Here is a 25,465-nt window from a genome sequence, read left to right on the forward strand (position 1 = left end):
GGCGCCGCGAGAGCAAACGCCTTGCTCGTTTGCGGCGCTTGGGGTAATTAAGATCGGAGGGGGACCGGGGTCAGCCCAAAACCTGGTTGTATGACATGACAGGTATGCCTGGGCGGCGGCCGCAGACCGATCAAGCGAGCTAATTGCTCTGGAGTGGTGGCGGAATGAAGCGAATCACGGCAAGTGCCGTGCTGTTCCTGCTGGCGGCGCTGCCCGTCGGGGCCGTGGTGTATAAGTGGACGGATGAGGAGGGGGGAGTGCATTTCTCCGATAATCCGCATCCGGGTGCCAAGCGGTTGGATTTGGAGCAACCGCCGGCAGTCAGCCTTCCACCGGTCGAAGAAGCGCCGTCCACGGCGCCCCAAACGAGCCTGGTGACGAAAGGTTACGCGCAGTTTGGCATCGCTCAACCGCAAGCCGAGGCGACTGTCCGCAATAACCCGGGTACTGTGATCGTGCGCTTTAGGATCGAGCCTGAATTGCGCGATGGGGACCGTATCCGGGTATCGTTGGACGGTCAGCCGGTGGATGCTGCTGCGCTTAGCGGCGCTGCGGTCGAGCTGCATGAGATCGTGCGAGGCACGCATACACTAGGCGCAGTGATCGAGGACGCGATGGGTGGGGTTGTTGCTCGAGCCGATCCCGTTACTTTCTACATGCATCGCCCTTCCGTGAACATTCCGGCAAATAAACCGCCCCGCCTGCCGTAGTACTGAACAGGGGCGTGCCCAGCGGGCGGTTTCCCGGAGCAGGGGTGGACGGAGATACCTCCTCCAGAGCCAGCGCGGACTCGGTGGTGATGCTGGGGGGGGCGGTCAGTGCTAAGCATGAAGACGAGCTTGACTCCGATCGGCGATCAAATGCTGGAGCTGCTAAGTACCAGTGTCGTGCTGCTCGAGCGCGATCGTACCGTATGCTATCTCAACGCCGCGGCTGAGGGATTGTTGCAGATCAGCGCCCGCCAAGCGATTGGTATAGAGCTCGCGCGGCTGATGCCGAGTCTCGTTACCCTCGAGCGGGGCATTGAGTTGGCGCTGGAGCGGCAGGGCACTTACACGCAACGTGAGCACCGCGTCGTTGTCGGTAGTGGGCACACGGTAACCGTCAATTGCGCCATCACACCACTGGCGCACGGGCGCATCCTCTTGGAGCTGGACCAACTGGATCATCACCTGAGGATCTCCCGGGAAAATCAGCTTATCGCGCAGAATCGCGCCATCCGTGAGCTCATCCGTAACCTGGCCCACGAGATCAAAAATCCGCTTGGCGGGTTGCGTGGCGCGGCCCAGTTGCTCCAGCAGGAGTTGCTGGAGCCAAGCCAGCACGAATACACGGAAGTGATTATCAGGGAAGCCGATCGCTTGCGTGCCTTGGTGGATGGGTTGCTCGGCCCCGATACCCGGGGACGTTATCGGCCCACCAACATTCACCAGCTGTTAGAGCATGTCCGGCACTTGGTACAGGCCGAAGCTCCGCCGAGAGTTTCGATCGTGCGCGATTACGATCCCAGCATTCCGCCTCTCCAAGTGGTGCCGGATCAACTCATCCAGGTGCTGCTCAATCTAGTGCGAAATGCACTTCAAGCGGTCGGCGATACTGGTCTGATCACATTGTACACTCGTACTCAACGCCGCTTCACGATCGGCAATGTGGAACACCGATTGGTGGCCTGCATCAAAGTTATTGACGATGGCTGCGGAATCCCGGTAGAGCGGCAGGACACGATCTTCTACCCCGTGGCGAGCGATCATGCGCCGGGCCGCGGGATCGGTCTGAGCATCGCTCAGACGCTGCTCTACCAACACGGTGGGCTCATCGAATGCACAAGTGAACCGGGGCACACCGTGTTCACGGTATGGTTGCCGATCGAGGAACACAATGAATGACTTGCCGCGTATCTGGGTGGTTGACGACGATCGCTCTATTCGTTGGGTCCTCACCAGAGCTTTGGAAAAAGCGGGGATGCAGGCCGCTCCTTTTGAGAGCGGCCGCGAAGCGTTGGCTGCGTTCGATCGGGGCCGACCGGATGTTCTCATAACTGATATCCGTATGCCGAGCCTGGATGGTTTGGCGCTGTTGCGGGACGTGCACGAGCGCTGGCCGCAATTGCCGGTGATCGTAATCACAGCACACTCGGATCTGGACGCTGCGGTCGCTGCTTATCAGGGCGGGGCATTCGAATATCTGCCCAAGCCTTTCGATACGGACCATGCGGTCGCTCTGGTTCGGCGTGCCATCGCCGCCGCCCGGGCGGCGGCACCCACCCGGTGTGCTCGCCGCTACACTCCGGAGATTATTGGTGAGGCACCGGCGATGCAGGAGGTGTTTCGCGCGATCGGGCGACTGTCCCGTTCCAATATCACGGTGCTGATCAACGGTGAGTCGGGAACGGGCAAGGAGTTGGTGGCGCGCGCACTGCACCGGCACAGCCCACGCGCCGATAAGCCTTTCATAGTGCTCAATATGGCCGCGATTCCCCGCGACCTCATGGAGTCGGAGCTGTTTGGCCACGAGAAAGGCGCCTTTACCGGCGCGCATCAGAGTCGGCGGGGACGTTTCGAACAGGCCGACGGCGGGACGCTGTTCCTCGACGAGATCGGTGATATGCCACCGGAGCTGCAGACCCGGCTGCTACGCGTGCTGGCCGACGGCGAGTTTTACCGAGTAGGTGCACTCGCCTCCCTACGGGTGGACGTGCGTATCATCGCGGCAACCCATCAAAATCTGCAGCAGCAGGTCCAGGAGGGGCTGTTTCGCGAAGACCTTTTCCATCGGCTGAATGTAATTCGGATTCACGTCTGTACACTGCGTGAGCGCAGTAGCGATATTCCGGCTCTGGCAGAGCATTTCCTCGCTCGTGCTGCGCGCGAGCTCAAGGTGGAGCCCAAGAAGCTCTCGCCGGCGGTGGAGCGTTACTTCATGCAACAGCCTTGGCCGGGCAACGTGCGGGAGTTGGAAAATATCTGCCGCTGGCTCACTGTGATGGCCAGCAGCCAGGACATAGAGTTGGAAGATTTGCCTGCCGAGCTCAGGGCTGAGCCTAGCCAAGTTGAAATCGGCAACGATTGGGAGAGTCTGCTGGCCTGTTGGGCTGATCAACGCGCGAGCAAGATGGCCCCCGGCGCGCTGGCCGACGCCCTGCCCAGGCTTGAGCGCGTCCTCATTCAAGCTGCGTTGCGGCGCACCGGCGGTCGCCGCCAGGATGCCGCGCGTTTGCTTGGCTGGGGTCGCAACACATTGACTCGAAAAATCAAAGAGCTGCAACTCAGTGTTTGATGGACCTGGGTGTGCAGCGGATAGTAGTAGCAAGCATGGGCTCGCGGTTTCTCAACTGCCGGCCGGGTGGCGGCCGTATCGAGTTGCGTGCCGGCGCGCTTATTGTCGGTCCTGCCGCAAAGGGAGCGCAACATGGTCTGGAACACCCTGATTCCGGTCAGTGCCTTGGCGGAGCATCTTGCCGATCCTGCTTGGTCCGTCATTGACTGCCGTTTCGATTTGACCGACGGGGAAGCCGGCCGTCGCGCCTATGCGATGGCGCACATCCCCGGCGCGCACTATGCGCACCTCGAGGAGGATCTATCCGGCCCCACCACGGCGCACAGCGGGCGTCATCCGCTTCCGGATGCCAGCGCCTTCATGCATTGGCTCGCACGCCAAGGGATCGGCAATGCCAGCCAGGTGGTGGCCTACGATGCCGGTCCCGGCGCAATTGCTGCGCGGTTGTGGTGGTTATTGCGCTGGTTGGGCCATAACGCCGTGGCGGTGCTCGACGGCGGCTTCCTCGCTTGGCAGGCGCTGGGTTATCCGATCAGCCGTAATCGGCCGCTGCTTCGGTCGGCCGACTTCCAGGGCCGAGCCGGGGCGATGCCGACGATCGACACCGACACCCTCGCCCGGGAGCGTACGCGCTATCGGATCATCGATGCTCGGGTCGTCGAGCGGTTTCGGGGCGATGTGGAGCCCATCGATCCGGTCGCCGGACATGTCCCCGGGGCTTACAATCGACCGTTCCCTGACAATTTAGGCTCGGATGGCCGTTTCCTCGATCCGCACTCGTTGCGGGCGGCCTGGAGCGAACTGCTGCCAACCGGCGGTGCCGCGGGGTTGGTTGCGATGTGCGGTTCGGGTGTCACGGCTTGTCACCACGTCTTGGCGTTGGAGCATATCGGATGGCCCGGGATGCGGCTCTACCCTGGTTCCTGGAGCGAGTGGATAAGAGACCCAGTCCGGCCCGTTGCCCGCGGGAATGCAGCCGCCGATCCGCTCGCCTAACATGGTTTTACGGCCGAACCTTGATCGGGCCGTCTATCATGTATTTCAGTAATAGAGTCGGGTCCGCGCAATGAAATTGGGCCCTTGCTAAAGGGCATCGAGGTGTTTTTAGTATTTAATACCGCCAATATTATTCGTCTGGTTTCAGCAGCAGATGCTACATAAAGTATGGCAAGGCATTAGGCTCTAAAGAAACGATAAGTGAATTTGAAAAAAATGAGGCTTGCTTTAGATTTTAAGAAGCTCGCGTCGGAAGCCCTCCAGTAGGATGATATCCGGTCTGACGACCCGTGCATGTTGGGGAAGCGCGCCTGCGCGCCTGATTGCGGAGCAAATAGACAGCCGCCAGTTGATGTGGACTACCGCAATATAGTTGGTTTTATCGGACGAAAATAGAGGTTATGGTGCTTATAAATTTCCAAAATACGACTATGCAGATACGAGCGCGCTAGGGTATCAGAAAACGTTGATTTATTCGCTACGCTAGTAAAGGCCAATGCTCAGGTTATTGATTTATATAAATTTTGTATTCCTCTGAAATGATAGATAAATTAATCAGAATTTTATTAGAATGATACTTTATGTAACTACATATAAGATATAGCTGGAGTTCTTATGTCACAAGCCAATGCCTACGAACAATTTATGCTTGAACTTATCAATGCCGAACGCACCAATGCTGGGGTGCAACCACTTGCTTTCGATGGTGATTTAAACGAATCATCTGAGAATCATAGTTCATGGATGATCGAAACCGACACGTTTTCTCATACCGGTGCAAATGGTTCGAGTCCAGGTGATCGCATGGAGGCAGCAGGTTATAATTTCACAGGCTCCTGGGCTTGGGCAGAAAACATCGCCGGGATGAGCATTCGAGCACCTGAAGGACTGCAGGATGAAGTGCAGCAATTACATAATATGCTCATGAACTCCGAAGGGCATCGTGCGAACTTGTTAAATGACTCCTACCGAGAAATCGGGATCGGCTTTGAAGTCGGCCAATTCGACAGTTTCGAGGGTGCGGTTGTAACACAAAATTTCGCTCGCACCGCATCTGATTCATTCCTGACCGGCGTTGCCTTCGATGATCAGGACGGAGACAAGCATTATGATATTGGTGAAGGACTGAGTGGTTTCACTATCAACGCCCAAAATAATTTGACCGGTGCAGTTGAAACTACAACAACAAATCCGGCTGGTGGTTATGCACTGGAACTCGCCAGCGGCGACTACACGGTGAGCTTTTCTGCTAATGGGTTTGCTACAACAAGCTTTCAAACCAGCATTGGTAACCAAAATGTAAAACTGGATCTTGTCGATCCCACAACCAGTGGCGATACGCCGATATCTACTCCACAGCCTACACCCGAACCAACTCCGGAATCGACACCAGAACCGCAATTGAATACGATAACCGGTACCTTAACATCAGAAACCCTGCACGGAACTTCCGGCGATGATGAAATTTTTGGCTTGGGCGGCAGGGATAGACTATTCGGCAACGCTGGTAATGACCATATCGAGGGGGGCAACGGCAACGATTTACTTTGGGGGGGTGCGGGTGCCGATATTTTAACTGGAGGCTCAGGCCGTGATCTCTTTGTATTTGATGCGCCGTTTGCTAACGCCGAGGATGAAATTACTGATTTTTCACCAATAGATGACTTTATTTTACTGGAAAACAGCATCTTCTCCGGTTTGCAAACTGGCAGGCTGAGTAATTCAGCATTTCATATTGGTACTGAGGCGCACGACAGTACGGATCAGGTAATTTACGACAATCAAACTGGTGCCCTCTATTTCGACACCGACGCGGTCGGCGGGGCAGATGCTCAACAATTCGCTCAATTGATGCCAGGTCTTTCACTCCAAAACTCAGATTTTTTCATAATCTGATTCTTATAATGGTTATTTCAATGGTATAGAGGGGTCTGTGCGGGAGCATTCAAGCTTACTGAACCACCGTGATACGGCCCCATAGGCCCGATGATATCGGAAGGGGCACCGTGAGGCGTCCCCTCTATCCGGATTTCCGTGCCTCGGGCTCTCAAACTTGTAACAGCGTGTTTGCAGATCAGGGAGGAGGCGACGTGATAATAATCGCGGTGTCATTGGTCACGTTGGAATCCAGCAAATCACTGGTTACGTTGGCGGTGTTAGTGAAGTCTACAGGGTAAACTGGGTTCAATGCCGCAGTTACCGAAAACTCGATGATTGCGGTCTCCGATGGGAGTAGCATCGGAATCACCGACTCGAGCTCTGGGCTGGTGTTGGTTTCATTGACCAAAGTCAGCGTCCCCATGTGACTGACCGTGAACGTCGCTTCATTGACTGACAGATTCGGAACGTGAAGCTTCTATGAGGTCTTGTGCGACGACGTTTTCGGCCGCCGCTGTCCCATATTTGTCACCTCGATTCGGTACTGAACAGATGCAACGGTGAGGGCACCAAAGGTATTGGCATTGAGACCAGTAGCCTCCTTTATAATTTCCAGGTCGCCGGTTGGACGTATGATGCGTTCCGGGACGCGCTCGACGCCGATGGCAAGTCGCCCACGCAAATTCAGCGCGCGGTGGGTGTTTCTAGGCCGACGACCTATAAGTGCATCGACAAGGCGCTTGCCGTTGGCGTGGTGAGTGGGCTTCGTGATCGGTATCACCGTGCGCATGCTCCGCAGATCAGAGAGGCAGCCAAGGTGTGGGTGGTCGATCTGGCTTGTCGCAAGCCCAAGGATGTGAGACTGGCCGCTGAGCTGTGGACGATCTCGGCGCTGGCTGGATATGTCGCAGCCCACGTTGGCGATGTGGGCTTTGCACGGTTGTCGCAGGCGGGCAAATCTACGGTCTGGCGCATCCTCGATGCCCACGAGCTCAAGCCCCACCGGGTGGGCTACTACCTCGAACGGCGCGACGCACACGCGTCGCTGGACGAGTTGCGCCAGCAAATCCTCGAAGGCATCGAAGAGATGAGCGCTCATCCAGTGCGCTTCCAATGGAAGAACTTCGACTTCCAAATGACATGAGAGCAAACGTTTTAACGAAACGAAGTACTAGTGCCCCGCCCCAAGGCCATTATGGTTAGACGCCATACCTCCATGTTCTCGTATGGATCGACTGTCAGAGAGGCCAGACAAATATGTATGACCTTTTGCTGAAGTGGGGTCTTGAAAGCCTATCGAAGGCGACCTTGAATCGCTCAGAGCAAGAGCTCTCGGTCATGCTCGAAGCCATTCGGGCCAAGAATACTCTGGTGGCCGAACGGTTCCGCTTCGCCTGGAACACCTCTCAATCGATTATCGGGGTCGCACTTGAGGTGGAGGAGGTTCAAGAAGAGCTCAAAAACGCGATTCAGGATTATCAATGGAAGACCAAGACTGGTCGAAGCAAGATTCTCTGGCAGTTGCAGGAGTTTCATGCCAGATATGCCCGAAAATTGAAGAAGGTACGATGCAGCTACGATGCGACCAACGATCTGCTTTCCGCCTACTCGTCGGTGTTCGACAGTCTGTTGCATCTGGACCTGCTCAGCGAATTTGCCGACGCGCGTGGACTGACCAAGCGCAGTGACGTGCTGTGGCTGTATCGGGGGCTATGGCAGTTTTACGCACGGGTCATGAGTTCTCTGGTTCGGGTAACATCGTCAGACCTGCGTTTCTGGCTGACCGATGAACCCTACATAGCCGCAGCATTTATTTGGGCGACGAAAGACTTGGACGCAGCTAAGGCCTGGCTGTCACGCCCCGTTGGTCATGGACAACGGTTTTTTCTTTCCCTGGAGACACCCGGGGGACTGGTGGACTTCTGGAGTTTTGTCGAGAATCGAGAATGAAGGAATAAACCGACGCCACGACGTGCCCGATCTCGTCTATGGTCCGCCGCTACAGGTTGTCGTCTTCCCGATAGAAAATCACATGACTTTCATGCTCAGAAGTCGCAGCGAAGTATGGTGCCATCGCGCCTGGGATGGAAGGTGATCGACATCGCTTTATGAGCTTTATCGCCGAGGTAGCCAAGATGGATGGTCGTCTATCGCACGTGATCGGTTTTGACGACGCCTCATTCGCGAGCGAGCACCGCGGCGATGTGACCGTCGTTGGCGCTGTTTTCAGTGGAGCCCGGTTGGAGGGGGTCTTGTGTGGGCGGGTTCGTCGCGACGGTGCCAATGCCACGCGGGAGCTGGTGCGGATGGTGCGGCAGTCGCGCTTTGCGCCGCAGCTGCAATGCGTTCTGCTGCAAGGGGTAGCGCTGGCGGGGTTTAACGTGATCGATGTGCTACAGCTGTCCGAGTCGCTCAGCCTTCCCGTATTGGTCGTAGCTCGACGGGCGCCGGATCGGCCGGCTATCCGGGAAGCCTTGTTGCATCGGGTGTCGGGTGGACGGCGGAAGTGGCAGCTAATCGAACGGCTTGGGCCCATGGAGCCCCTGGTTGCGGTTCATGTCCAACGCGTGGGTTTGACATTGGCACAGGCGCAGGCCTTGCTCGAGCGTTTCGCTCTGCACAGTCGGATTCCGGAGCCGTTGCGTACTGCCCATCTCATTGCCGGTGCGCTGGCCGGCGGGTGGTCTAAACAACGGGTATGATCGAACATAGCCTTACCGACGTGAACGCCACTTTGCTGCATGTCGTTCTGCTCGAGCCGGAGATTCCTGCCAACACGGGCAACGTGATCCGACTCTGTGCCAATACCGGTATGCGGCTGCACTTGATTCACCCGCTTGGCTTTTATATGGACGATCGCCGGCTGCGTCGCGCGGGCCTGGATTACCGGGAATACGCTCGGGTAGAAGAGCATGCCGGCTATGCTGCCTTCTGCCGCACGGTGCAGCCGATGCGGATATTCGCCTTTTCCGCCAGCGCGCGGCGTATCTTTCACGCGGTTCGTTTTCAGCCCGGTGACGCTTTATTGTTTGGTTCGGAGAGCCGAGGCCTGCCGCCCAACCTGCTCGAGGCGTTCGATCCAAAGGCCGTGTTGCGCCTGCCGATGGTCCCTGGAAACCGCAGCCTCAATCTCTCCAATGCCGTTGCCGTCGCCGTTTTCGAGGCCTGGCGGCAGCTCGGTTTTGCCGGAACGCAGGAACTGCTCTAGCAGGCGAAGCCTCGTTAGGCATTGCCCCCGAGAATCAAAGCGCACACTGTCTTCAATCCAGTTCTGATTTGCGCTTTCGGAGCATCAGGTTGGCGGCGGCCGCCTTTGCGCTGAGGTGCTGTGACAGGACCAAATGGACCTGCTCGCAGATGGGCATCTCGACGCCCATTCGCCTTGCCAAGCGGTGGACATCCGCAGTGGTTTGTAGACCCTCTACGGTTTGGCCGATTTGCTGCAAGGCCTGCGCAGCCGGTATGCCCTGGCCCAAGGCGAGTCCCATCCGGCGATTGCGGGATTGATCGTCGGTGCAGGTGAGGATGAGATCTCCCATACCGGAGAGTCCCATGAAGGTTTCTGACCGTGCCTGCATCGCCCGGCCAAGGCGACGCAGTTCGGCAAGCCCGCGTGTGATGAGACCCGCCCGAGCATTGGCGCCCATCCCGAGCCCGTCGGCAATCCCGGTGGCGATGGCTAGCACGTTTTTCACCGCCCCCCCGAGCTCTACCCCGAGCATGTCGTCGCTGGTATAGACGCGGAAACTCTCATTATGAAAAGCGTCGGCAAGCTCGTGGGCGAACGCCACATTTCGTGAGGCTACCGTGACGGCTGTCGGCAGCCCTTTGGCCACTTCACGCGCGAAGCTTGGCCCCGAGAGCACGGCCAGGGCGCGCCCCGGAAGGAGGCGTTCGGCTGTGCAATGCAGGGGATTCCCGGTGTCGGCATCGAGCCCTTTGGTTGCCCAGGTGACGCGGGCATGCTTGGCAAGCAGCGGTGCCATTTGCTCGAGTACTCGGCTGAAGACGGCGCTGGGGACTACCACCAGCACCTCCTGCACGTCACGCAGAGCGATTTCCAGCTCGGCGACGGGCCGTAGCTCAGCTGGGAATGGGGCATCCGGGAGATAGCGGAGGTTGGCGCGCTCCCGAGACATGCGTTCTACATGGTCGGGGTCATGGCTCCAGAGGTAAACGCGGTAACCGTTGCGTGCGAGAACCAGTGCGAGAGCGGTTCCCCAAGAGCCCGCACCGACGACACTGATCGTATCGGAATACTGCATGAGCCCGTGCTACTGGGGTTCGCTCGCCTGGCGTTGCTGTTGCTCGGCTTGCTTTTGGGCGTAGAGAACGTCGAAGTTCACCGGCGCGAGAACTATGCCTGGGAAACCGGCTCGATTGGAGAGGTCGGATATGGCTTCACGGGCATAGGGAAACAGAATCGTAGGGCAATAGCTGCCGAGCAGACCATCCAGCGTTCGGGTGTCGAACCCCACGATAATGAAGATTCCAGCCAAATGAACCTCGCAGAGATAAGCCGTTTTACTATCGAGCTTGGTGGTTACTGTAATGGTGACGATCACTTCATAAGCGCTTTCATCGAGTGCCTGGTGTTCGGTATTCAACTCGACGTTAACTTGCGGACGCCATTCCGAACGAAAGATTCCCGGGGCGTTGGGTATCTCTAGCGAGGCATCCCTAAGATACACTTTTTGAATGATGAACTGTTGTTGGGCCTCGCCTGCTTGGGTGTTGGCGTCTGCTTCAGTCATACTCCGCTACACTCCCTTTTCCATTTCCATTTCCATTTCCATTATCACCAGCACGTTCTATTTGCTCTTCGTCGGTAGCCCGGCATCCCGCCAAGCGCCGATACCGCCTTTGAGTTGATACACATTTTCCATGCCCAGCTTTTTGAGCTTCGTGCCAGCTTTGCGGGCCTGATAACCGGCCTCATCGTAGAGGATCACGGGACGTCCGGCGTATTGTTGGAGTTTTTCCGTTTGCTGATCCATGTGAGCGAGCGGCAAATTCACGGCACCCGGCAGGTGGGCCGTCAAGTAGGCGTTTTCGCCGCGCAGGTCGACGAATACGGCATCATCGCGGTTATACAATTGAGTAGCTTGCTCCGGCTCCAAGGCGTGACCCGCCTGAAGCAGCAAAAGCACCTCATTGGCGATAATGGCTATGGTGATCACCACGAGCGCGATAGAAAGCGCCCAGTGGTTGCCGATAAATTCGAACAAATGCTCCATAGGCGATCGTTGGGCTCGTTAATGCTATAAAAGACGGCCACCGGTCATTGCACGTGCAAACCACCCGTGCAGACAGCCTTACCCGTAGCCCGATGTACTTGTGCCAGCCGAGTTGTTTCGGCTGTTCCACGGGACTTGCTAGACTGGGCATTATACTGTCGTCAGCCGGCGATGAAATGATGAAATGTACTGTCAAAGGTGTCTGAGCAGAGATCATATTGCATGCAAACATGGGCCGGCTTGATAACGGCCATGCTGGCCTTGCTCCTGTTCACGGATATCACCGCCGGCGAAGGGTATCATAGCAAAGCCGAACGGCTTGAGAAGCTGCGCGCGGAGATTGTCGGTATTCGTGCCGAGCTGCGTGGTGATCAGCGACGTGAAGACAGTCTCACGCAGCAGCTGCAGCGCCTCGATGAGGACATCGGCGGGGCGGCCGCCGGCGTGCATGAGTTGGCGGTCGCTGTTCAGGCACAGCGCCGCCGGATTGCCAAGCTACGAACCCGCTATGAGCGCAACTCCGGGCGGCTGACGCAGCAGCGCACGTATCTAGCGCGGGAGATCGTAGCGGCCTATGCGCTTGGCCGTGATCAATACTTGCGTCTTATCCTGAACCAGGAAGATCCGAACCGCTTGGAACGGGTGCAGGTCTACTATGAATATTTCCGGCAGGCGCGCGGCCGACGTATCCAGGAGGCCGTGCAGGCGTTGCAATCGATGGACTCGCTCGAGCAGAAGTTGCAGGTCGAACTCGCGCAACTCGAAGAACTCAAGCGCCAGCGTATCGTACGGCAAAAAGATCTGCAGCGTGATCGCCGGCAACGGGCTGTGTTGCTGCGACAGCTGCGCCGGCATATGGCGGATCAAGGGCAACGATTGCAGCGCTTGCAAGCCGACGCGGCGGAGTTGACGAAATTAGTGCAGCGCTTGCGTACACTGGCCGATATTCCCGCTGCTAACACGGGCGAGCGGCCGTTTCGAGTCCGTAAAGGGCAGCTGGCTTGGCCTCTGACGGGCAAACTAGCCGCTCATTATGGTGCCGAACGCGATGTCGGGGTGCTTTGGCAGGGTGTGTTTATTGCTGCGGCGGAGGGCAGCGCCGTGCATGCTGTTGCAGGCGGGCGGGTGGTCTTCGCCGATTGGTTGCGTGGTCTCGGGCTGCTGCTGATCATTGATCACGGCGGCGGTTACATGACTCTGTACGGCCACAATCAATCCCTATACAAAGGGATTGGCGATTGGATCGAGGCCGGAGAGATTATTGCCGCGGTGGGCGTCAGCGGTGGAGTGAGCCATGCCGGACTTTATTTCGAAGTGCGCGTACGCGGTAAACCCGAAAACCCGCTGGCTTGGCTGCGGCCCGTAGGGCAGCATGGTTGAGCTGTGGCGAGCCGTTGCCAGCGTGTTGCGATAGAGGTCTATATTAAGAGAGTGGATATGCGAGTCACCAAGTTCCTGTATGCGCTGTGCGTCGGCGCTGTGCTCGGTCTTTTCGCTGCATTCGGCCAGAGCGCGTGCGCTCAGCGGGCCCCGCAAGCGGAACTGCCGCTGGGTGAACTGCGTACCTTCACCGAGGTGCTGGTTCGTGTCAAACAAGATTATGTCGAGTCGGTGCGGGATGAAACACTATTGGAAAACGCGGTCCGCGGCATGCTCTCTGGTTTGGACCCGCACTCGGCTTACCTGGACAAAAAAGAATATAAAGATCTACAAGTGGGGACGCGAGGTGAATTCGGGGGGCTTGGCATCGAGGTCGGGATGGAGAATGGCTTTGTCAAAGTGGTTGCTCCCATCGATGACACGCCGGCCGCGCGGGCGGGTATTCAAGCCGGGGACCTGATCATTCGCATCGACGGTAAACCGGTGAAAGGGATGACGTTGGGCGATGCGGTGAGCGTGATGCGTGGCAAACCGGGGACGACCATCAAGCTGACGGTGGTTCGGGAGAGCGAGAATAAACCTTTCGACGTAACGATCAAACGCGCCGTAATCAAAGTCGATAGTGTTAAATCTCGGATATTGGAACCCAGCTATGCTTACTTGCGCATTACTCAATTTCAGTCCCATACGGGTGAAGATGTAGCCGATGCGCTCGACGACTTGAAGCAGCAGAGCGATGGCAAGCTGCAAGGTCTGGTGCTGGATTTGCGCAATAATCCCGGTGGCGTTCTCAATGCAGCGGTGGAGGTCGCCGACGCTTTCCTCACCAAAGGGCGGATCGTCTATACGAAGGGTCGCATCGACAGCGCCGATATGAGTTTCAGTGCCACTCCGAACGATTTCATAGCCGGCGCACCCATGGTCGTGCTGGTCAATGGCGGCTCGGCCTCCGCCTCGGAGATCGTCGCCGGTGCACTGCAGGACCACAAGCGTGCGGTGATCATGGGCAGCAAGACTTTCGGCAAAGGCTCAGTACAAACCATTCTGCCACTACGCGACGGCGCCGCCATCAAGCTCACTACGGCGCGCTATTATACGCCCAACGGGCGTTCCATTCAGGCCGAAGGCATCGTCCCCGATGTTGCCTTGGCCCATCTCAAGCTTACTAAAGCAGGCGATAGCGGCGTGGGCATGCTCACCGAGGCGGATCTCAGTCGCCACTTGCTCAACGGGCAGAATACCAATTCAAAGCAGGAAATAGGTACTACATCGGACGAGAAAAATCTCGCCAGCCAAGATTATGCGCTATCGGAGGCCTTGAATCTGCTCAAGGGTTTGACCATTCTGAAACATCACACGGGTTAGCGTAGTGTGGCGAGCAGTGCCGGCGAAGCTCCTTGCGCGGGCAGTGGTGCGGAGTGCAGTTTAAGTGCCCAATAGGGCGACGCACTCACTAGCGGCTGGTGCGGCAACGGGGGAGGTAGCTAAAGATATGGCCCACGTCCTTGTGCCGCTGGCCGAGGGCTGCGAAGAGCTTGAGGCGGTGACGGTCATCGATCTGTTGCGCCGGGCGAGTATCGACGTTGTGGTTGCTGGCCTGGCCGAGGGTGCGGTGAAGGCGAGCCGTGGGGTCGTCTTGGTTCCCGATGTGACGCTCGATGCGGTGCTCGAGCAGAGCTTCGACATGATCGTGCTGCCGGGGGGGGCTGGCGGCGCGGCGCGGTTGGAAGCCGACACACGAATCCACCAGTTGCTGCGACGGCAGGCGGATACCGGGCGTTATATTGCGGCTATCTGTGCCGCACCGAAGGTGCTGGCGGCGGCTGGCTTACTGGCGGGGCGGCGTGTCACCAGCTTTCCGGGATTTCTGGACCAGGCCGAAGGCGTGAATTACGAGATGACGGCTGTCGTAGTGGATGGCCGTGTAGTGACCTCACGCGGTCCGGGCACGGCACTTGATTTTGCACTGAATCTCATCGCTTTGCTGCTGGGTGAGCGCGCGGCGAGGGAGGTGGAAGCGCCGTTGCAGCGCCCAATCGAGCAGCTGCAATATCGCTGAAGGTCAGCCCGCCTGGCCCGCTTACGCATGGGCCTCGTAAGCGCCAAGCATTTGTCCCCGACGCGCTGTGGGATGGCCAGAAGGGATGCGGCTAAGTCCCACGCCAGGCGAAGAGCCAGATCATTGTGCCGAGTCCACCAAGAATCCAGCTTAGCAGCGGCGCGCCCGCCGCCATGGTCGGTGTGTAGCCGTCCAAGGCAATAGTGAGGAATGCCGAGACCACGAGGGCCGCGCCAAGGATGGCGGCGAAGGTTCGACGATTGCTGGTCTTGAGTACCAGGCGCATGGCTTGAATCTCCCGCTCCAAGCCATCGATTTGGCGTTTTCCACCGGCAATCTGCTCCATGGCCTGCGCGAGCCGCCCGGGTAGGGCCGGTAGCTCCCGGCCCCAGGTGGGTAGCTCATGGCGAATATTGCGCAGCAGTGCCTGGATGCCAAGCTGCTCACGCATCCAACGCTCCATGTAGGGCTTGGCCGTAGTCCATAGGTCGAGCTCCGGGTAGAGCTGCCGGCCCATGCCTTCGATGTTCAGCAAGGTTTTCTGCAGCAAGATCAGTTGTGGCTGAATCTCCATGTTGAAGCGACGGCCGGTCTGAAAGAGCCTGAGCAGCAGCGCCCCAAATGAGATCTCACCGAGCGGACGCTGAAATATGGGTTCACAGACGGTGCGTATCGCTGCTTCGAACTCGTCCACGCGTGTGCCGGTGGGTACCCAACCGGACTCTATGTGCAGCTCGGCCACTCGGCGGTAGTTGCGGTTGAAGAAGGCCAGGAAATTCTCTGCCAAATAGCGGTGGTCAATGGGATTGAGTGTGCCGATGATGCCGAAATCCACGGCGAGGTACATCGGTTCCTCGGTATGGTTGGGATCGATGAAGACGTTTCCGGGGTGCATATCGGCATGAAAGAAGCTGTCCCGGAAGACTTGTGTGAAGAAAATTTCTACACCGCGTTCGGCCAATGCTTTGAGGTTGATGCCGTTGGCTTTGAGTTGATCGATGTCGCTGATGGGGATGCCCCGGATGCGCTCCATGACCATGACATTGGTGCGGGTGGCAGGCCAATAGATATCGGGTACGTAGATGAGATTCGAGTCTTTGAAGTTACGGCGTAACTGAGAGGCATTGGCCGCCTCGCGCATGAGATCCAATTCGTCGTGAATGGTTTTGTCGAATTCATGGATCACTTCTACCGGGCGCAGCCGATATGCTTGTGGCCAATAGCGCTGAGCAAGGGAGGCTATTGTGTAGAGCAGCTGCAGATCGCGGCTGATCACTCGCTCGATGCCAGGGCGTACGACCTTGACTACCACCTCGCGGCCATCCTTTAGACGGGCGGCATGGACCTGTGCGATAGAGGCGGAGGCCAGCGGCTCGGCCTCGAACTCATCGAACACCGCGTCTAGCGGCTGATTATAGGCGCGCTCAACGATACTGCGTGCGACTTCGCCAGGAAAGGACGGCACTCGGTCCTGGAGGTAAGAGAGCTCCTGGGCGATATCCTGTGGTAGCAGGTCGCGGCGGGTGGAGAGTATCTGGCCGAATTTGACGAAGATGGGTCCCAGATCTTCCAGGGTCATACGGATGCGCTGACTTCTAGGCCGGTGCTGGCGCGGGACCCAGCGCCAGGGCATCAGATAGCCGAACACACGCAGCGGGCGCAACAGGTGGGTAGCCAGTATGACCTCATCCAGTCCGTGCTTGATGAGGATGAAATTGATGTGGATGAGGCGCAACAATTGCCCAGGTCGAATGCTCACCGCCCCGCCCCGCGGTCGAGTCCCTGTTGCAGTCGCCGTACGCGTGCGGCGAGGCGCTCTACATCTTGATGCAAACAATTCACCTCGGTGAAGAAGATATTTACCTCGGCGGCGGCGGGTAAGTCCCGACGCTCCTCGGTGAGGTACTCGCCGAGCGTTTGCAACACGGACTTGCCGGAGCGGCGCAGCCAGCTTGTGGAGCCTCTTACCGCCTGGCCCAACTGATGCGCCACGATGTCACCGGTGAACTGAGCGATCTGTTCCTCCCAATCCACCTCGAGATCGGCGAACAGCCGGCGTGCGTCTTGTGCAACCCCAACGTCTCCTGAGAACTCGATTTTGGCACCGCGGCGATCGGCGGAGATAACCGGCCCGAGCAGCCCGACGAAGCTGCTGCGTATCCGAGCCGCCGGCTCGCTAGCCGATGTCGGCGAGACGAACCGAAGCCCTGTCTCACTGAACAAGATAAGAAAATTGAGCTCGAGGTCGGTGAGCTCCATACCTAACCGGTAGCCTGCGAGCTCCCTAAGACGCCGTGGCGACGCCGGATCTGCGGTCAGCAGGCGATTAACGGCTGCCTCGATCACGCGCAGTAGGGTTTCTCGGACGGGTTGGGCCAGCGCTGTGAATGCCATGAGCGTCTAACAGCCTAATATTAATATACATGTCCGCGATGTACGGCGACCAAGCCGCCGCTGAGATTGACATAGTCGCAGTCCTCGAACCCCGCCGCCTCCATCATAGCCTTGAGGGTTTGTTGGTCGGGGTGCCTGCGGATGGATTCGGCAAGATAGCGGTAACTGTCCTGATCGCGGGCGACGAACCGTCCCAAAAGAGGCAAAAAACGCAAGGAGTAGAGATCGTAGAGTGGCCGAAGTGGTCGTACATAGAGCGATGAAAACTCCAATATAATGGCCCGACCCGCCGGCCGCAGCACGCGCCGTATGGCCTCCAGGGCGCGTTCTTTATGCGTGAAGTTGCGTAAGCCAAAGCCGATGGTGACCCGTTCGAAGCTCTGGTCGGGAAAAGGCAGCCGCTCAGCATCAGCAATCGCATAGCCTACATTGCCAACGATACCGGCATCGGTTAGGCGATCCCGTCCCAGAGTGAGCATCGCGGGGTTGATGTCGCAGGCCATCACGAACCCAGTTGGGCCGACTCGGTTAGCGATCGACCGACTCAAATCGGCGGTGCCAGCCGCGAGATCCAGCACCCGATGCCCTGGGCGCAATCCGGCGAACCGCAGCGCCTGTTGTTTCCACAGCCTATGCAGGCCAAGCGACATCAGATCGTTCATGAGGTCGTAGCGCTGTGCCACGGACTCGAATACTTGGCCTACCCGGCGCGTCTTTTCCGTCGGCGACACGGTCTGAAAACCGAAGTGCGTCTCCTCCGGGGTTGGTGGGTGCTCGCTCGACACCGCTATCATTCCTCCTTGCCGGTGGCATCGCGCGGGCAGCCGGCCTGCTCCAATGCCTCAAGATAGGCCTGCCAGTAGTGTTCCTTATTGGTAGCCAGATCGTATAGCAAAGCCCAAGAGTATAGCCCCGTACAGTGGCCGTCGTCGAAGAGAAGCTTTACGGCGTACTGACCTACCGGCTCGATGGCGGTGATGGCGACTTTCTCTTTGCCGAGTTGCAGTATTTGCTCTCCGGGACCGTGGCCGCGCACTTCGGCCGAAGGCGAATAGACGCGCAAATATTCGGCAGCCAGTTCGAACCGACTGCCGTCATCGAACCAGACCTCGAGCATTCGGGCGCGCCGATGCAGACGAATATCCGTCGGGGTGCGTTCGGTTGCCGTTCTGTACGGTCTGCGCATCGTCTATCGTTCCTCTGCACGGCTTGCAAGTGTGGCGCGCTGCCGACTAAGCCGAGCCAGCGCGAAGCGGTTAGTTAGAGGATGTAGCGGCTGAGGTCTTGATCGCGCGCCAGATCGGCTAAATGTTCGTCGACATAATGGTCATCGATGCGTACCAACTCCTCGGCCCGGTCGGGGGCTTCGTAGGATACCGTCTCCAGCAAGCGTTCCATCACGGTGTGGAGCCGTCGGGCACCGATATTCTCGGTGCGCTCGTTAACCTCCCAGGCCACTTCTGCAATGCGGTCGACGCCCTCCTTCGTGAACTCGAGACGCACGCCTTCGGTCGCTATCAGTGCTTGATATTGGCGTACAAGGGAGGCATCCGGTTCGGTGAGAATACGTACGAAATCGTCTACGGTGAGCGGGTCAAGTTCCACCCGGATAGGCAGTCGGCCCTGTAGTTCCGGAATCAGGTCGGAGGGCTTGGACAGGTGGAAGGCTCCGGAGGCGATGAACAGAATATGGTTGGTGTTGATCATGCCGTGTTTGGTGGAAACAGTAGAGCCTTCCACCAATGGCAAGAGATCGCGCTGAACGCCCTCACGCGAGACATCCATGCCGCTGCCGTGCTCGCCGCGTTTGGCGACCTTGTCGATCTCGTCCAGGAAAACGATGCCGTTTTGCTCTACGGCCTCGAGTGCTTTGCGCTTGACCTCCTCCTCGTTGACCAGTTTGGCGCCTTCCTCTTCCCTGAGAACACGCCAGGCATCTTTGATCTTCATGCGGCGTGTTCGGGTGCGCTCCCCAGTTAAATTCTGAAACATGTTTTGTAGCTGCCCGGTCATTTCCTCCATCCCCGGCGGCGCCATGATTTCCATTCCGATGGGGGCGCTACGTACCTCTATTTCAATCTCACGCGCGTCGAGATCCCCTTCCCGCAGCTTCTTGCGCATTTTCTGCCGAGTGGCATCGGCGCTTTCGTCCTCGGTTCCGAAACCTCGTGCCCGGGGCAGCAGTGTGTCGAGAATGCGCTCTTCGGCGGCGTCCAGAGCTGCGGTCGTTACCTTCTCCATTTCTTGCTGCCGAGTCATCTTAACGGCGATATCCGCCAAATCACGGATCATGGACTCGACGTCTCGGCCGACATAGCCGACTTCTGTGAATTTTGTGGCCTCGATCTTGATAAACGGCGCACCCGCGAGCTTCGCCAGGCGCCGGGCGATCTCGGTTTTACCGACGCCGGTCGGTCCGATCATCAAAATGTTCTTGGGCGTGATCTCGGCGCGCAGCGCCTCATCGACCTGCATGCGCCGCCAGCGGTTGCGCAAGGCAATCGCCACCGCCTGTTTGGCTCTCGCCTGGCCGATAATGTATTTGTCGAGCTCCTGGACGATCTCCCGGGGAGTCATTTGAGACATGGTGGTCACTCTTCGGCTAGCAAGGGCTTGGCTCAGCCGGCCCCCAGCTCTTCTATGGCTAAGTGATGATTGGTGTAGATGCAGATGTCGGCTGCGATATTAAGGGATCGCTCCACGATCTCGCGCGCCGAGAGCTGCGTATTTTCCAACAGCGCCGTGGCCGCGGCCTGGGCGTAGGCGCCGCCGGAACCGATGGCTATTAGATCGTGCTCTGGCTCGACTACATCCCCGTTGCCGGAGAGCATGAGCAGCGATTCCGTATTCGCTACGACCAGCAGGGCCTCCAGCCGCCGCAGAACTCGATCCGAGCGCCAGTCCTTGGCCATTTCGACGGCGGCGCGAGTCAGGTTGCCACGGTGCTTCTCGAGCTGACCCTCGAAGCGTTCGAACAGCGTGAACGCATCCGCCGTTCCGCCGGCGAAGCCGGCTAGAATGTGACCGTGGAAAAGCCGTCGAACCTTACGGGCATTACCTTTCATGACGGTATCACCCAGGGTGACCTGGCCGTCGCCGCCGACCACGGCGCGCCCATTGCGGCGTAGCGCAATGATGGTTGTGCCTTGGAACTGCCTCACGATCAGAACCTCGTTTGATACGACTGAAGCACCGCTTTAGCTACCGCAGCTCGAATCAAGCTATCTTACATGGAATGGAGGTAAGGGCGGGGGCCGGATTTTCAAAGTAACGCCTATCGATGTTTAGCGGAAGCTTTGAGCTGGTGCATGGGGACTGTTAACGGTATCTGTCCGCCGTAGAGCGCGTCATCCCGGCTCCCGGGGCTTGCGCCGGGCACGGGGATGAGCTGCATCGTAGACTTTGGTGAGATGCTGGAAATCCAAATGAGTGTAGACCTGGGTCGTGCCGATATGGGCATGGCCTAGGAGCTCTTGGACGGCGCGTAGATCACCGCTCGATTCGAGCAAATGCGAAGCGAAAGAGTGGCGCAGCATGTGCGGATGCACCCGCCGGTGCAAGCCCCGCCGCTGGGCAAGCCGCTCCAGGCGCACTTGAATGGATCGATGACTCAATCGTCGGCCGTGGCGAGCGACGAACAGCGCCGGTTCGTCCGAGCGGGCGAGCCCAGGGCGGAGCGTAAGCCAACGCAGGAGCGCGCAACGGGCTTGGCGGCCGATTGGGACCACACGCATCTTGCAGCCCTTGCCCGTCACCCGCAGCTCGGCTTCTCGTCCCGTGACGGCATCGGTGGATAGACCCGCCAACTCGGCCAACCGTAAGCCGCAGGAATACAGCAACTCGAACATGGCCACATCGCGCACCCGCAGCGGGTCCGAGGCCGGCGGTTCATCCAACAAATGGGCTGTTTCATCGACGTCCAGCGCTTCGGGCAGGCGTTGCCTGGTCTTGGGTGCCCGCACGCCCGTGCCGGGATTGGACCGGGTCACCCCTTCGCGGATGAGGTAGCGATAGAGTGTGCGGATGCTCGAGAGCATGCGCTGTAGGGATCGGCCCGCCAAGCCGGAGCGATGGCGCCAGGCGATAAAGCGGCGAATATGTGTGGCGTTGACTTGCTCCCAACCGCTAAGACCGAGGGCGCCGCAGTAGCCTGCCAGTGTCTCCAAGTCGCGGCGGTAATGCTGACGAGTCAGCCGGGCAAGGCGCCGTTCGGTGCGCAGATGGGCATCGAACCGCTCGAGCCAACAACTCATCCGATCGTTCACGCGCGGCTCGCTGACAAGTGGCGTTGAATGGCCCGTTCCAGCAGGGCGCCGAGCTGACGCAAGAATATTGTGCCTTGGTCGGGGCGGTAATGCTTGGGATTGTGGCTGCCGATGGCGAGCAGACCCTGGGTGGCGCCATCGGCTAGCGGGATAAGCGCTGCTGACTTGACCCCGGTGGCGAGTTCGCCGAATGCAAGCCGCATATCCTCATCGTTGAGCCGCCCACAGATCGGGCGATCGCCACCCAGAAGTTTGGCCAATCGAGCCGCGCTGGGGTGATCGGGTGGCCAGACCGACGCATTGGCCTGCGCCGGCAGCGCCGTTATGAGAATGATATGAACGGCATCGACATGAAAGCTTTGCTGCAAGCTTTGTCGCAGTGCATCGCAAACCGTCTCCAGGCTGTCGGCGTCCAACAACTCCAGGGTTAGACGATGGAGTTGCCGCATGAGTCGATCATTGCTGCGCGCGATGCGCAGCAACTCGTCCAGGCGGGCGCGTAGTCGTGCGGTTTCATCGCGCAGCACCTGTACCTGGTATTCGATCAGGGAGCGGGCGGGGCGGACATCGTGCGGGATATGCAACTCAGCGGCCAATTCCCGTTGGCGGAGGAAGAAATCCGGATGCCGCCGCAGATACTCGGCGATCAGGATTTCGTCAAGGCTTTCTGCCCGTTGTGTGCTCATCGATTTTGTCCCCGCCTGTGTGCGCTTGCTTTATTCTCCCGGAGCCGATCGCTGGCCGAGTTCCGTACGTTTTGGTTAAGGCTGACAGCGGTTCTTCCCGTGAGCCGTTCTGCATAGCCGAGGCTGGTGCGCTGTTAAAGTCGGATCTCCCCTTCATAGACCGTTAGTGCCGGGCCGGTCATCCAAACGGATGTATCGCCGCCGTCCCAATATATCATTAGCTCCCCGCCGGGAAGATTCACTTTTACCCGGGCATCCAGCAGGCCGCGCAGCCGGCCGGAGACGACCGCCGCGCAGGCACCGGTCCCACAAGCCGGAGTCTCTCCAGCCCCGCGTTCGTAGACTCGCAGACGAATCCGATCTCGGCTTATCACCTGCATAAAACCGACATTGACCCGTTGCGGGAAATCCGCATGCTCCATGATGAGCGGGCCGAATGTGTCGATGGGTGCGGAATCGATGTCATCGACCTGCAGCACGGCATGGGGGTTGCCCATCGATACGGCTCCAATCATGATGCGCTTGTCCTCCAGCGCGAGTGCGTATTCGCTGGCCTGCTTGGTCGGGCGGAAGGGAATCCGCTCCGGCTCCAGAACCGGCGGCCCCATGTTGACCGCAATTGCGCCATCGTCGCACAAGTGCACCAGGGTTAGGCCGTTGCGTGTTTCCACCCGTAGTTCGTGTTGTTCGAGCAACGCTTTTTCGTGGAGGAACCGCGCCAGGCAGCGGACCCCATTGCCGCAGTGTTCGACCTCGCCGCCGTCGGCGTTGAAAACCCGATAGCGGATATCGGTATCCGGCCGTTGTGGCCGTTCGGCGAGCAATACTTGATCACAGCCGATGCCAAGCCGACGGTTCGATAACTGCCGGATTTGATCAGAACTGAGCGCCACCGTCTGGCTCATTGCGTCGATTACGATAAAATCGTTGCCCAGCGCTTGCATCTTGGTGAAGCGTAGCTTCGTCATGCTCTACTCGTGGTTCTAACCGTGCTAGCAAGTGAAACGCAATTCGACTCACACAGCGAGCGTGCTCAGCGCTCGGGTCCGAGCATCACCAGGCGCTCGCCGGCCCAGAGCGCGTCGCTGCATTCGCGCTCGCGTATTAGGTGGATCACTTCGCCGTCGGCCAGCAGCTCAGCGGGCCGCGGCCGACTATTGTAGTTGGAGCTCATGACAAAACCATAGGCACCGGCCGAGCGCACGGCCAGAAGGTCGCCCGCTGCCAGGGCCAACTCGCGATCCCTTGCCAGAAAATCGGCGCTCTCGCAGACCGGGCCCACCACGTCGTAGCGCCGAGTTGGAGTGTCGCCTTCCCGTGGAACGACCGCCTCGATGGCCATCCAGGCATCATAAAGTGCCGGGCGCAGTAAATCGTTCATCGCGGCATCGACGATGGCGAAATGCCGCTGCGCGGTGTGTTTCAGATATTCCACTCGGGTGAGCAGCACGCCGGCATTACCGACGATGGCGCGCCCTGGCTCCAGCAAAACCCGCAGCGGGCGACTTTCCAGGCGGGCAAGTAATTGTCGGGCATAGGTGCCGATCGATGGGGGTGTCTCATCCCGGTACCGAATAGCTACGCCACCGCCGACATCTAGGTGACTGATCTCAATGCCCTGTCCTTGCAGTCGATCGATTAGCGCCAATACCCGTTCCAGGGCGTCGGTAATTGGTTCGATTCGGGTGAGCTGCGAGCCGATGTGGAAGTCGACCCCGGTAACATCGATGCCGGGCAGATCGGCCGCTCGTCGGTAAACCCGTTCGACCGCGTGAATGTCGATGCCGAACTTGTTCTCGCTCAGCCCCGTGGCGATGTACGGGTGTGTGTCAGGGTCGACATCTGGGTTGATCCGCAGCGATACGCGTGCGCGTCGGTTTAAAGATTGGGCTACTGCGGCCAAGCGCTCGAGCTCCGGTTCCGACTCCACATTGAAGCAGAGAATACCGACCTCCAAGGCCCGGCGCATCTCCGCCTCGGTCTTAGCCACGCCTGAGAACACCACCTTGGCGGGATCACCCCCGGCGGCGAGTACGCGCTCGAGTTCGCCGCCGGAGACGATATCGAAACCGGAGCCGAGCCGGGCGAGTAAATTGAGGACCGCCAGGTTGGAGTTGGCTTTGACGGCATAGCAGATGAGATGGTCATGGCCGGCGAAGGCGTCGTCGAAGACCCGCCAAGCGGCCTCGATAGCCCGGCGCGAATAGACATAACAGGGGGTTCCGAAGCGTTTCGCCACGCTCGGTAATGCTATATCCTCGGCATGCAGAACCCCGTTGCGCAGCGTAAAGTTGTTCAAGAAGTCGTTCATGTGTCGTCTCGCGGAGATGAGCCCGGCTGGGGGAACGCACTGTCGGCGGATTGATCGGGCAGATACAACGGTCCCTTTAGACCGCAGCTCGTGTTGAGCAGCAATGCTGTGAGCAAAGCGATCCAGGCGAGTCTCCGGAGCATTAAATCCACCCCCTCCGGCGAACCTACTCAGTATAGCGGGATGCCGAGTATGTCCCGCGGCCGCTTTTCCCATGGGGCCTTGGTTGTCTGAGTTCTTGAGTGAGCGAGGTTAACAAACTTTGCATGGCTGAAAAGCTGCTTGAAACCTTAGAGGTCGGGCCGGACGCCCAGGCGCGGGCCGCGGTGATTTGGCTGCACGGGCTCGGTGCCGATGGCCGCGATTTCCAGCCCATCGTACCGGAGTTGAGTCTTCCCCAGGAGGCACGGATCCGGTTCGTCTTTCCGCACGCACCCTACCGGCCGGTGACCATCAATGGTGGCATGACCATGCGTGCGTGGTACGACCTGTTGGGGCTGGAGGCCGGATCGCCCCAGGATACGGCGGGTATCCAGGACGGCGAGCGCCGGCTGCGTAAGCTGATCGACCGGGAGATTCGGCGAGGCGTTGCCGTCGAGCGCATCGTGCTCGCGGGTTTCTCCCAGGGCGGGGCGCTTGCGCTGTATACGGGGCTGCGTTATCCGCAGCGGTTGGCGGGAATCATGGGCTTGTCGACCTATCTGCCGCTGCATCAGACCGTAGCCGACTCGCGCGCCGAGGATAATGCCAAGACCCCGATATTCATCGCCCATGGCCGCCAAGATCCGGTGCTGCCGTTCGAGCTCGGCGAGTACACTCGGCGCTGGTTGCAGGAGCGCGGCTACCCGGCGGAGTGGCGCGAGTACGCTATGGGACATCAGGTCTGCTTGGAGGAGATCCAGGCCATTGCCGCGTGGCTGCAACGGGTGCTCAGGGAGTCGTCGCACTGAGCCGGAGCCGTTGCGATCCGGCGCCACCGCCGT

27 protein-coding genes and 1 pseudogene are annotated in these 25,465 nt (G+C 58.9%); 13 read left to right on the plus strand and 15 right to left on the minus strand.

Annotation, left to right across the window (positions count from 1 at the left end; translation table 11 throughout):
- Positions 1–164: 164 nt before the first annotated feature.
- The 5 genes from NB231_RS10315 (at position 165) to NB231_RS10335 (ending at position 6,168) form a co-directional block, all read left to right on the plus strand.
- Positions 165–710 (plus strand): DUF4124 domain-containing protein, encoded by a 546-nt coding sequence (locus NB231_RS10315; RefSeq protein ID WP_005002507.1) that lies wholly within the window; start codon positions 165–167, stop codon positions 708–710.
- Positions 711–827: 117 nt separating this feature from the next.
- Positions 828–1,886, plus strand: coding sequence for a nitrogen regulation protein NR(II) (gene glnL, locus NB231_RS10320; protein WP_005002509.1), 1,059 nt, complete (start codon positions 828–830; stop codon positions 1,884–1,886).
- Positions 1,879–3,276: a nitrogen regulation protein NR(I) gene (gene ntrC, locus NB231_RS10325; protein WP_005002511.1), complete on the plus strand. Its 1,398-nt coding sequence runs from the start codon at positions 1,879–1,881 to the stop codon at positions 3,274–3,276. Before glnL ends, ntrC begins: the two co-directional genes overlap by 8 nt.
- Positions 3,277–3,408: 132 nt before the next feature.
- Positions 3,409–4,272, plus strand: a complete 864-nt coding sequence (locus NB231_RS10330) for a sulfurtransferase (protein ID WP_040662208.1) — start codon at positions 3,409–3,411, stop codon at positions 4,270–4,272.
- A 615-nt stretch (positions 4,273–4,887) separates the two neighbouring features.
- Positions 4,888–6,168 carry a CAP domain-containing protein gene (locus NB231_RS10335; RefSeq protein ID WP_005002515.1) on the plus strand — a complete coding sequence of 427 codons (1,281 nt, stop codon included), beginning with the start codon at positions 4,888–4,890 and terminating at the stop codon, positions 6,166–6,168.
- 178 nt (positions 6,169–6,346) lie between these two features.
- Here NB231_RS10335 and NB231_RS10340 read toward each other — a convergent pair whose 3' ends face one another.
- On the minus strand, positions 6,347–6,574 hold the full coding sequence (locus NB231_RS10340) for a hypothetical protein (RefSeq protein ID WP_005002523.1): 228 nt from the start codon (positions 6,572–6,574) through the stop codon (positions 6,347–6,349).
- 234 nt (positions 6,575–6,808) lie between these two features.
- Here NB231_RS10340 and NB231_RS20315 point away from each other — a divergent pair.
- From NB231_RS20315 to NB231_RS10360, 4 genes and pseudogenes are all read left to right on the plus strand, one after another.
- Positions 6,809–7,183: pseudogene (locus NB231_RS20315) on the plus strand (IS630-like element ISCARN21 family transposase); the annotation flags it as partial.
- A gap of 224 nt (positions 7,184–7,407) precedes the next feature.
- Positions 7,408–8,100: a hypothetical protein gene (locus tag NB231_RS10350; RefSeq protein ID WP_005002527.1), complete on the plus strand. Its 693-nt coding sequence runs from the start codon at positions 7,408–7,410 to the stop codon at positions 8,098–8,100.
- A gap of 185 nt (positions 8,101–8,285) precedes the next feature.
- A complete protein-coding gene (locus NB231_RS10355; RefSeq protein WP_040663798.1) occupies positions 8,286–8,852 on the plus strand; it encodes an endonuclease dU in 567 nt (188 codons plus the stop codon).
- A 32-nt stretch (positions 8,853–8,884) separates the two neighbouring features.
- Positions 8,885–9,358, plus strand: a complete 474-nt coding sequence (locus NB231_RS10360) for a tRNA (cytidine(34)-2'-O)-methyltransferase (RefSeq protein ID WP_198007362.1) — start codon at positions 8,885–8,887, stop codon at positions 9,356–9,358.
- A 52-nt stretch (positions 9,359–9,410) separates the two neighbouring features.
- Here the strand turns inward: NB231_RS10360 and NB231_RS10365 are convergent, their stop codons facing one another.
- Genes NB231_RS10365 through NB231_RS10375 form a run of 3 tightly spaced genes read right to left on the minus strand, consistent with a single transcriptional unit; the run spans position 9,411 to position 11,387 of the window.
- A complete protein-coding gene (locus NB231_RS10365; RefSeq protein WP_005002531.1) occupies positions 9,411–10,415 on the minus strand; it encodes an NAD(P)H-dependent glycerol-3-phosphate dehydrogenase in 1,005 nt (334 codons plus the stop codon).
- 9 nt (positions 10,416–10,424) lie between these two features.
- The gene (secB, locus tag NB231_RS10370; RefSeq protein WP_005002532.1) at positions 10,425–10,904 is read right to left on the minus strand and encodes a protein-export chaperone SecB; all 480 of its coding nucleotides are present in this window, start codon (positions 10,902–10,904) and stop codon (positions 10,425–10,427) included.
- Positions 10,905–10,961: 57 nt separating this feature from the next.
- Entirely contained in the window at positions 10,962–11,387 is a 426-nt protein-coding gene (locus NB231_RS10375; protein ID WP_005002533.1) for a rhodanese-like domain-containing protein, read from the minus strand.
- A gap of 222 nt (positions 11,388–11,609) precedes the next feature.
- Here NB231_RS10375 and NB231_RS10380 point away from each other — a divergent pair, with 222 nt between their 5' ends.
- From NB231_RS10380 to NB231_RS10390, 3 genes are all read left to right on the plus strand, one after another.
- A complete protein-coding gene (locus NB231_RS10380; RefSeq protein ID WP_005002534.1) occupies positions 11,610–12,767 on the plus strand; it encodes a murein hydrolase activator EnvC family protein in 1,158 nt (385 codons plus the stop codon).
- Between the two features lie 57 nt (positions 12,768–12,824).
- Positions 12,825–14,132, plus strand: coding sequence for a S41 family peptidase (locus NB231_RS10385; protein ID WP_005002535.1), 1,308 nt, complete (start codon positions 12,825–12,827; stop codon positions 14,130–14,132).
- Positions 14,133–14,259: 127 nt separating this feature from the next.
- On the plus strand, positions 14,260–14,826 hold the full coding sequence (locus NB231_RS10390) for a DJ-1 family glyoxalase III (protein WP_005002536.1): 567 nt from the start codon (positions 14,260–14,262) through the stop codon (positions 14,824–14,826).
- A gap of 91 nt (positions 14,827–14,917) precedes the next feature.
- Here NB231_RS10390 and ubiB read toward each other — a convergent pair whose 3' ends face one another.
- From ubiB to lptM, 11 genes are all read right to left on the minus strand, one after another.
- Positions 14,918–16,585 carry a ubiquinone biosynthesis regulatory protein kinase UbiB gene (gene ubiB / locus NB231_RS10395; RefSeq protein WP_005002537.1) on the minus strand — a complete coding sequence of 556 codons (1,668 nt, stop codon included), beginning with the start codon at positions 16,583–16,585 and terminating at the stop codon, positions 14,918–14,920.
- A complete protein-coding gene (locus tag NB231_RS16925) occupies positions 16,582–17,220 on the minus strand; it encodes a ubiquinone biosynthesis accessory factor UbiJ (protein ID WP_005002538.1) in 639 nt (212 codons plus the stop codon). The genes ubiB and NB231_RS16925 overlap by 4 nt, the downstream gene beginning before the upstream one ends.
- A 20-nt stretch (positions 17,221–17,240) precedes the next feature.
- Positions 17,241–18,014 (minus strand): class I SAM-dependent methyltransferase, encoded by a 774-nt coding sequence (locus tag NB231_RS10405; protein ID WP_005002539.1) that lies wholly within the window; start codon positions 18,012–18,014, stop codon positions 17,241–17,243.
- Complete coding sequence (locus NB231_RS10410; RefSeq protein ID WP_040662211.1) at positions 18,011–18,406, minus strand: gamma-butyrobetaine hydroxylase-like domain-containing protein; 396 nt, start codon at positions 18,404–18,406, stop codon at positions 18,011–18,013. The genes NB231_RS10405 and NB231_RS10410 overlap by 4 nt, the downstream gene beginning before the upstream one ends.
- A gap of 74 nt (positions 18,407–18,480) precedes the next feature.
- Positions 18,481–19,806: an ATP-dependent protease ATPase subunit HslU gene (gene hslU / locus NB231_RS10415; RefSeq protein ID WP_005002542.1), complete on the minus strand. Its 1,326-nt coding sequence runs from the start codon at positions 19,804–19,806 to the stop codon at positions 18,481–18,483.
- A 32-nt stretch (positions 19,807–19,838) separates the two neighbouring features.
- Positions 19,839–20,381, minus strand: coding sequence for an ATP-dependent protease subunit HslV (gene hslV, locus NB231_RS10420; protein WP_005002543.1), 543 nt, complete (start codon positions 20,379–20,381; stop codon positions 19,839–19,841).
- A gap of 186 nt (positions 20,382–20,567) precedes the next feature.
- On the minus strand, positions 20,568–21,473 hold the full coding sequence (xerC, locus tag NB231_RS10425) for a tyrosine recombinase XerC (protein WP_005002544.1): 906 nt from the start codon (positions 21,471–21,473) through the stop codon (positions 20,568–20,570).
- An 8-nt stretch (positions 21,474–21,481) separates the two neighbouring features.
- Positions 21,482–22,171 (minus strand): DUF484 family protein, encoded by a 690-nt coding sequence (locus NB231_RS10430; protein ID WP_005002545.1) that lies wholly within the window; start codon positions 22,169–22,171, stop codon positions 21,482–21,484.
- 134 nt (positions 22,172–22,305) lie between these two features.
- Positions 22,306–23,139, minus strand: coding sequence for a diaminopimelate epimerase (gene dapF, locus NB231_RS10435; protein WP_005002547.1), 834 nt, complete (start codon positions 23,137–23,139; stop codon positions 22,306–22,308).
- A 65-nt stretch (positions 23,140–23,204) separates the two neighbouring features.
- Entirely contained in the window at positions 23,205–24,470 is a 1,266-nt protein-coding gene (gene lysA, locus NB231_RS10440) for a diaminopimelate decarboxylase (RefSeq protein WP_156777108.1), read from the minus strand.
- An 8-nt stretch (positions 24,471–24,478) separates the two neighbouring features.
- Positions 24,479–24,625, minus strand: a complete 147-nt coding sequence (gene lptM / locus NB231_RS20320) for an LPS translocon maturation chaperone LptM (RefSeq protein ID WP_156776978.1) — start codon at positions 24,623–24,625, stop codon at positions 24,479–24,481.
- A 123-nt stretch (positions 24,626–24,748) separates the two neighbouring features.
- Here lptM and NB231_RS10445 point away from each other — a divergent pair, with 123 nt between their 5' ends.
- Positions 24,749–25,432, plus strand: coding sequence for an alpha/beta hydrolase (locus NB231_RS10445; RefSeq protein ID WP_040662214.1), 684 nt, complete (start codon positions 24,749–24,751; stop codon positions 25,430–25,432).
- Positions 25,433–25,465 lie beyond the last annotated feature (33 nt).

The sequence above is a fragment of the Nitrococcus mobilis Nb-231 genome, assembly GCF_000153205.1.
In the GTDB taxonomy this organism is placed as follows: domain Bacteria; phylum Pseudomonadota; class Gammaproteobacteria; order Nitrococcales; family Nitrococcaceae; genus Nitrococcus; species Nitrococcus mobilis.

Coding starts and splice junctions, on each gene's coding strand:
- secB (WP_005002532.1), bottom strand. CDS start 10,904: ATGACTGAAGCAGACGCCAACACCCAAGCAGGCGAGGCCCAACAACAG.
- NB231_RS10375 (WP_005002533.1), bottom strand. CDS start 11,387: ATGGAGCATTTGTTCGAATTTATCGGCAACCACTGGGCGCTTTCTATC.
- NB231_RS16925 (WP_005002538.1), bottom strand. CDS start 17,220: ATGGCATTCACAGCGCTGGCCCAACCCGTCCGAGAAACCCTACTGCGC.
- NB231_RS10340 (WP_005002523.1), bottom strand. CDS start 6,574: ATGGGGACGCTGACTTTGGTCAATGAAACCAACACCAGCCCAGAGCTC.
- NB231_RS10330 (WP_040662208.1), top strand. CDS start 3,409: ATGGTCTGGAACACCCTGATTCCGGTCAGTGCCTTGGCGGAGCATCTT.
- hslU (WP_005002542.1), bottom strand. CDS start 19,806: ATGTCTCAAATGACTCCCCGGGAGATCGTCCAGGAGCTCGACAAATAC.
- xerC (WP_005002544.1), bottom strand. CDS start 21,473: ATGAGTTGTTGGCTCGAGCGGTTCGATGCCCATCTGCGCACCGAACGG.
- NB231_RS10315 (WP_005002507.1), top strand. CDS start 165: ATGAAGCGAATCACGGCAAGTGCCGTGCTGTTCCTGCTGGCGGCGCTG.
- NB231_RS10405 (WP_005002539.1), bottom strand. CDS start 18,014: ATGATAGCGGTGTCGAGCGAGCACCCACCAACCCCGGAGGAGACGCAC.
- lptM (WP_156776978.1), bottom strand. CDS start 24,625: ATGCTCCGGAGACTCGCCTGGATCGCTTTGCTCACAGCATTGCTGCTC.
- ntrC (WP_005002511.1), top strand. CDS start 1,879: ATGAATGACTTGCCGCGTATCTGGGTGGTTGACGACGATCGCTCTATT.
- NB231_RS10385 (WP_005002535.1), top strand. CDS start 12,825: ATGCGAGTCACCAAGTTCCTGTATGCGCTGTGCGTCGGCGCTGTGCTC.
- glnL (WP_005002509.1), top strand. CDS start 828: ATGAAGACGAGCTTGACTCCGATCGGCGATCAAATGCTGGAGCTGCTA.
- NB231_RS10410 (WP_040662211.1), bottom strand. CDS start 18,406: ATGCGCAGACCGTACAGAACGGCAACCGAACGCACCCCGACGGATATT.
- dapF (WP_005002547.1), bottom strand. CDS start 23,139: ATGACGAAGCTACGCTTCACCAAGATGCAAGCGCTGGGCAACGATTTT.
- NB231_RS10365 (WP_005002531.1), bottom strand. CDS start 10,415: ATGCAGTATTCCGATACGATCAGTGTCGTCGGTGCGGGCTCTTGGGGA.
- NB231_RS10380 (WP_005002534.1), top strand. CDS start 11,610: ATGCAAACATGGGCCGGCTTGATAACGGCCATGCTGGCCTTGCTCCTG.
- NB231_RS10355 (WP_040663798.1), top strand. CDS start 8,286: ATGGATGGTCGTCTATCGCACGTGATCGGTTTTGACGACGCCTCATTC.
- NB231_RS10350 (WP_005002527.1), top strand. CDS start 7,408: ATGTATGACCTTTTGCTGAAGTGGGGTCTTGAAAGCCTATCGAAGGCG.
- NB231_RS10430 (WP_005002545.1), bottom strand. CDS start 22,171: ATGAGCACACAACGGGCAGAAAGCCTTGACGAAATCCTGATCGCCGAG.
- NB231_RS10335 (WP_005002515.1), top strand. CDS start 4,888: ATGTCACAAGCCAATGCCTACGAACAATTTATGCTTGAACTTATCAAT.
- NB231_RS10445 (WP_040662214.1), top strand. CDS start 24,749: ATGGCTGAAAAGCTGCTTGAAACCTTAGAGGTCGGGCCGGACGCCCAG.
- NB231_RS10390 (WP_005002536.1), top strand. CDS start 14,260: ATGGCCCACGTCCTTGTGCCGCTGGCCGAGGGCTGCGAAGAGCTTGAG.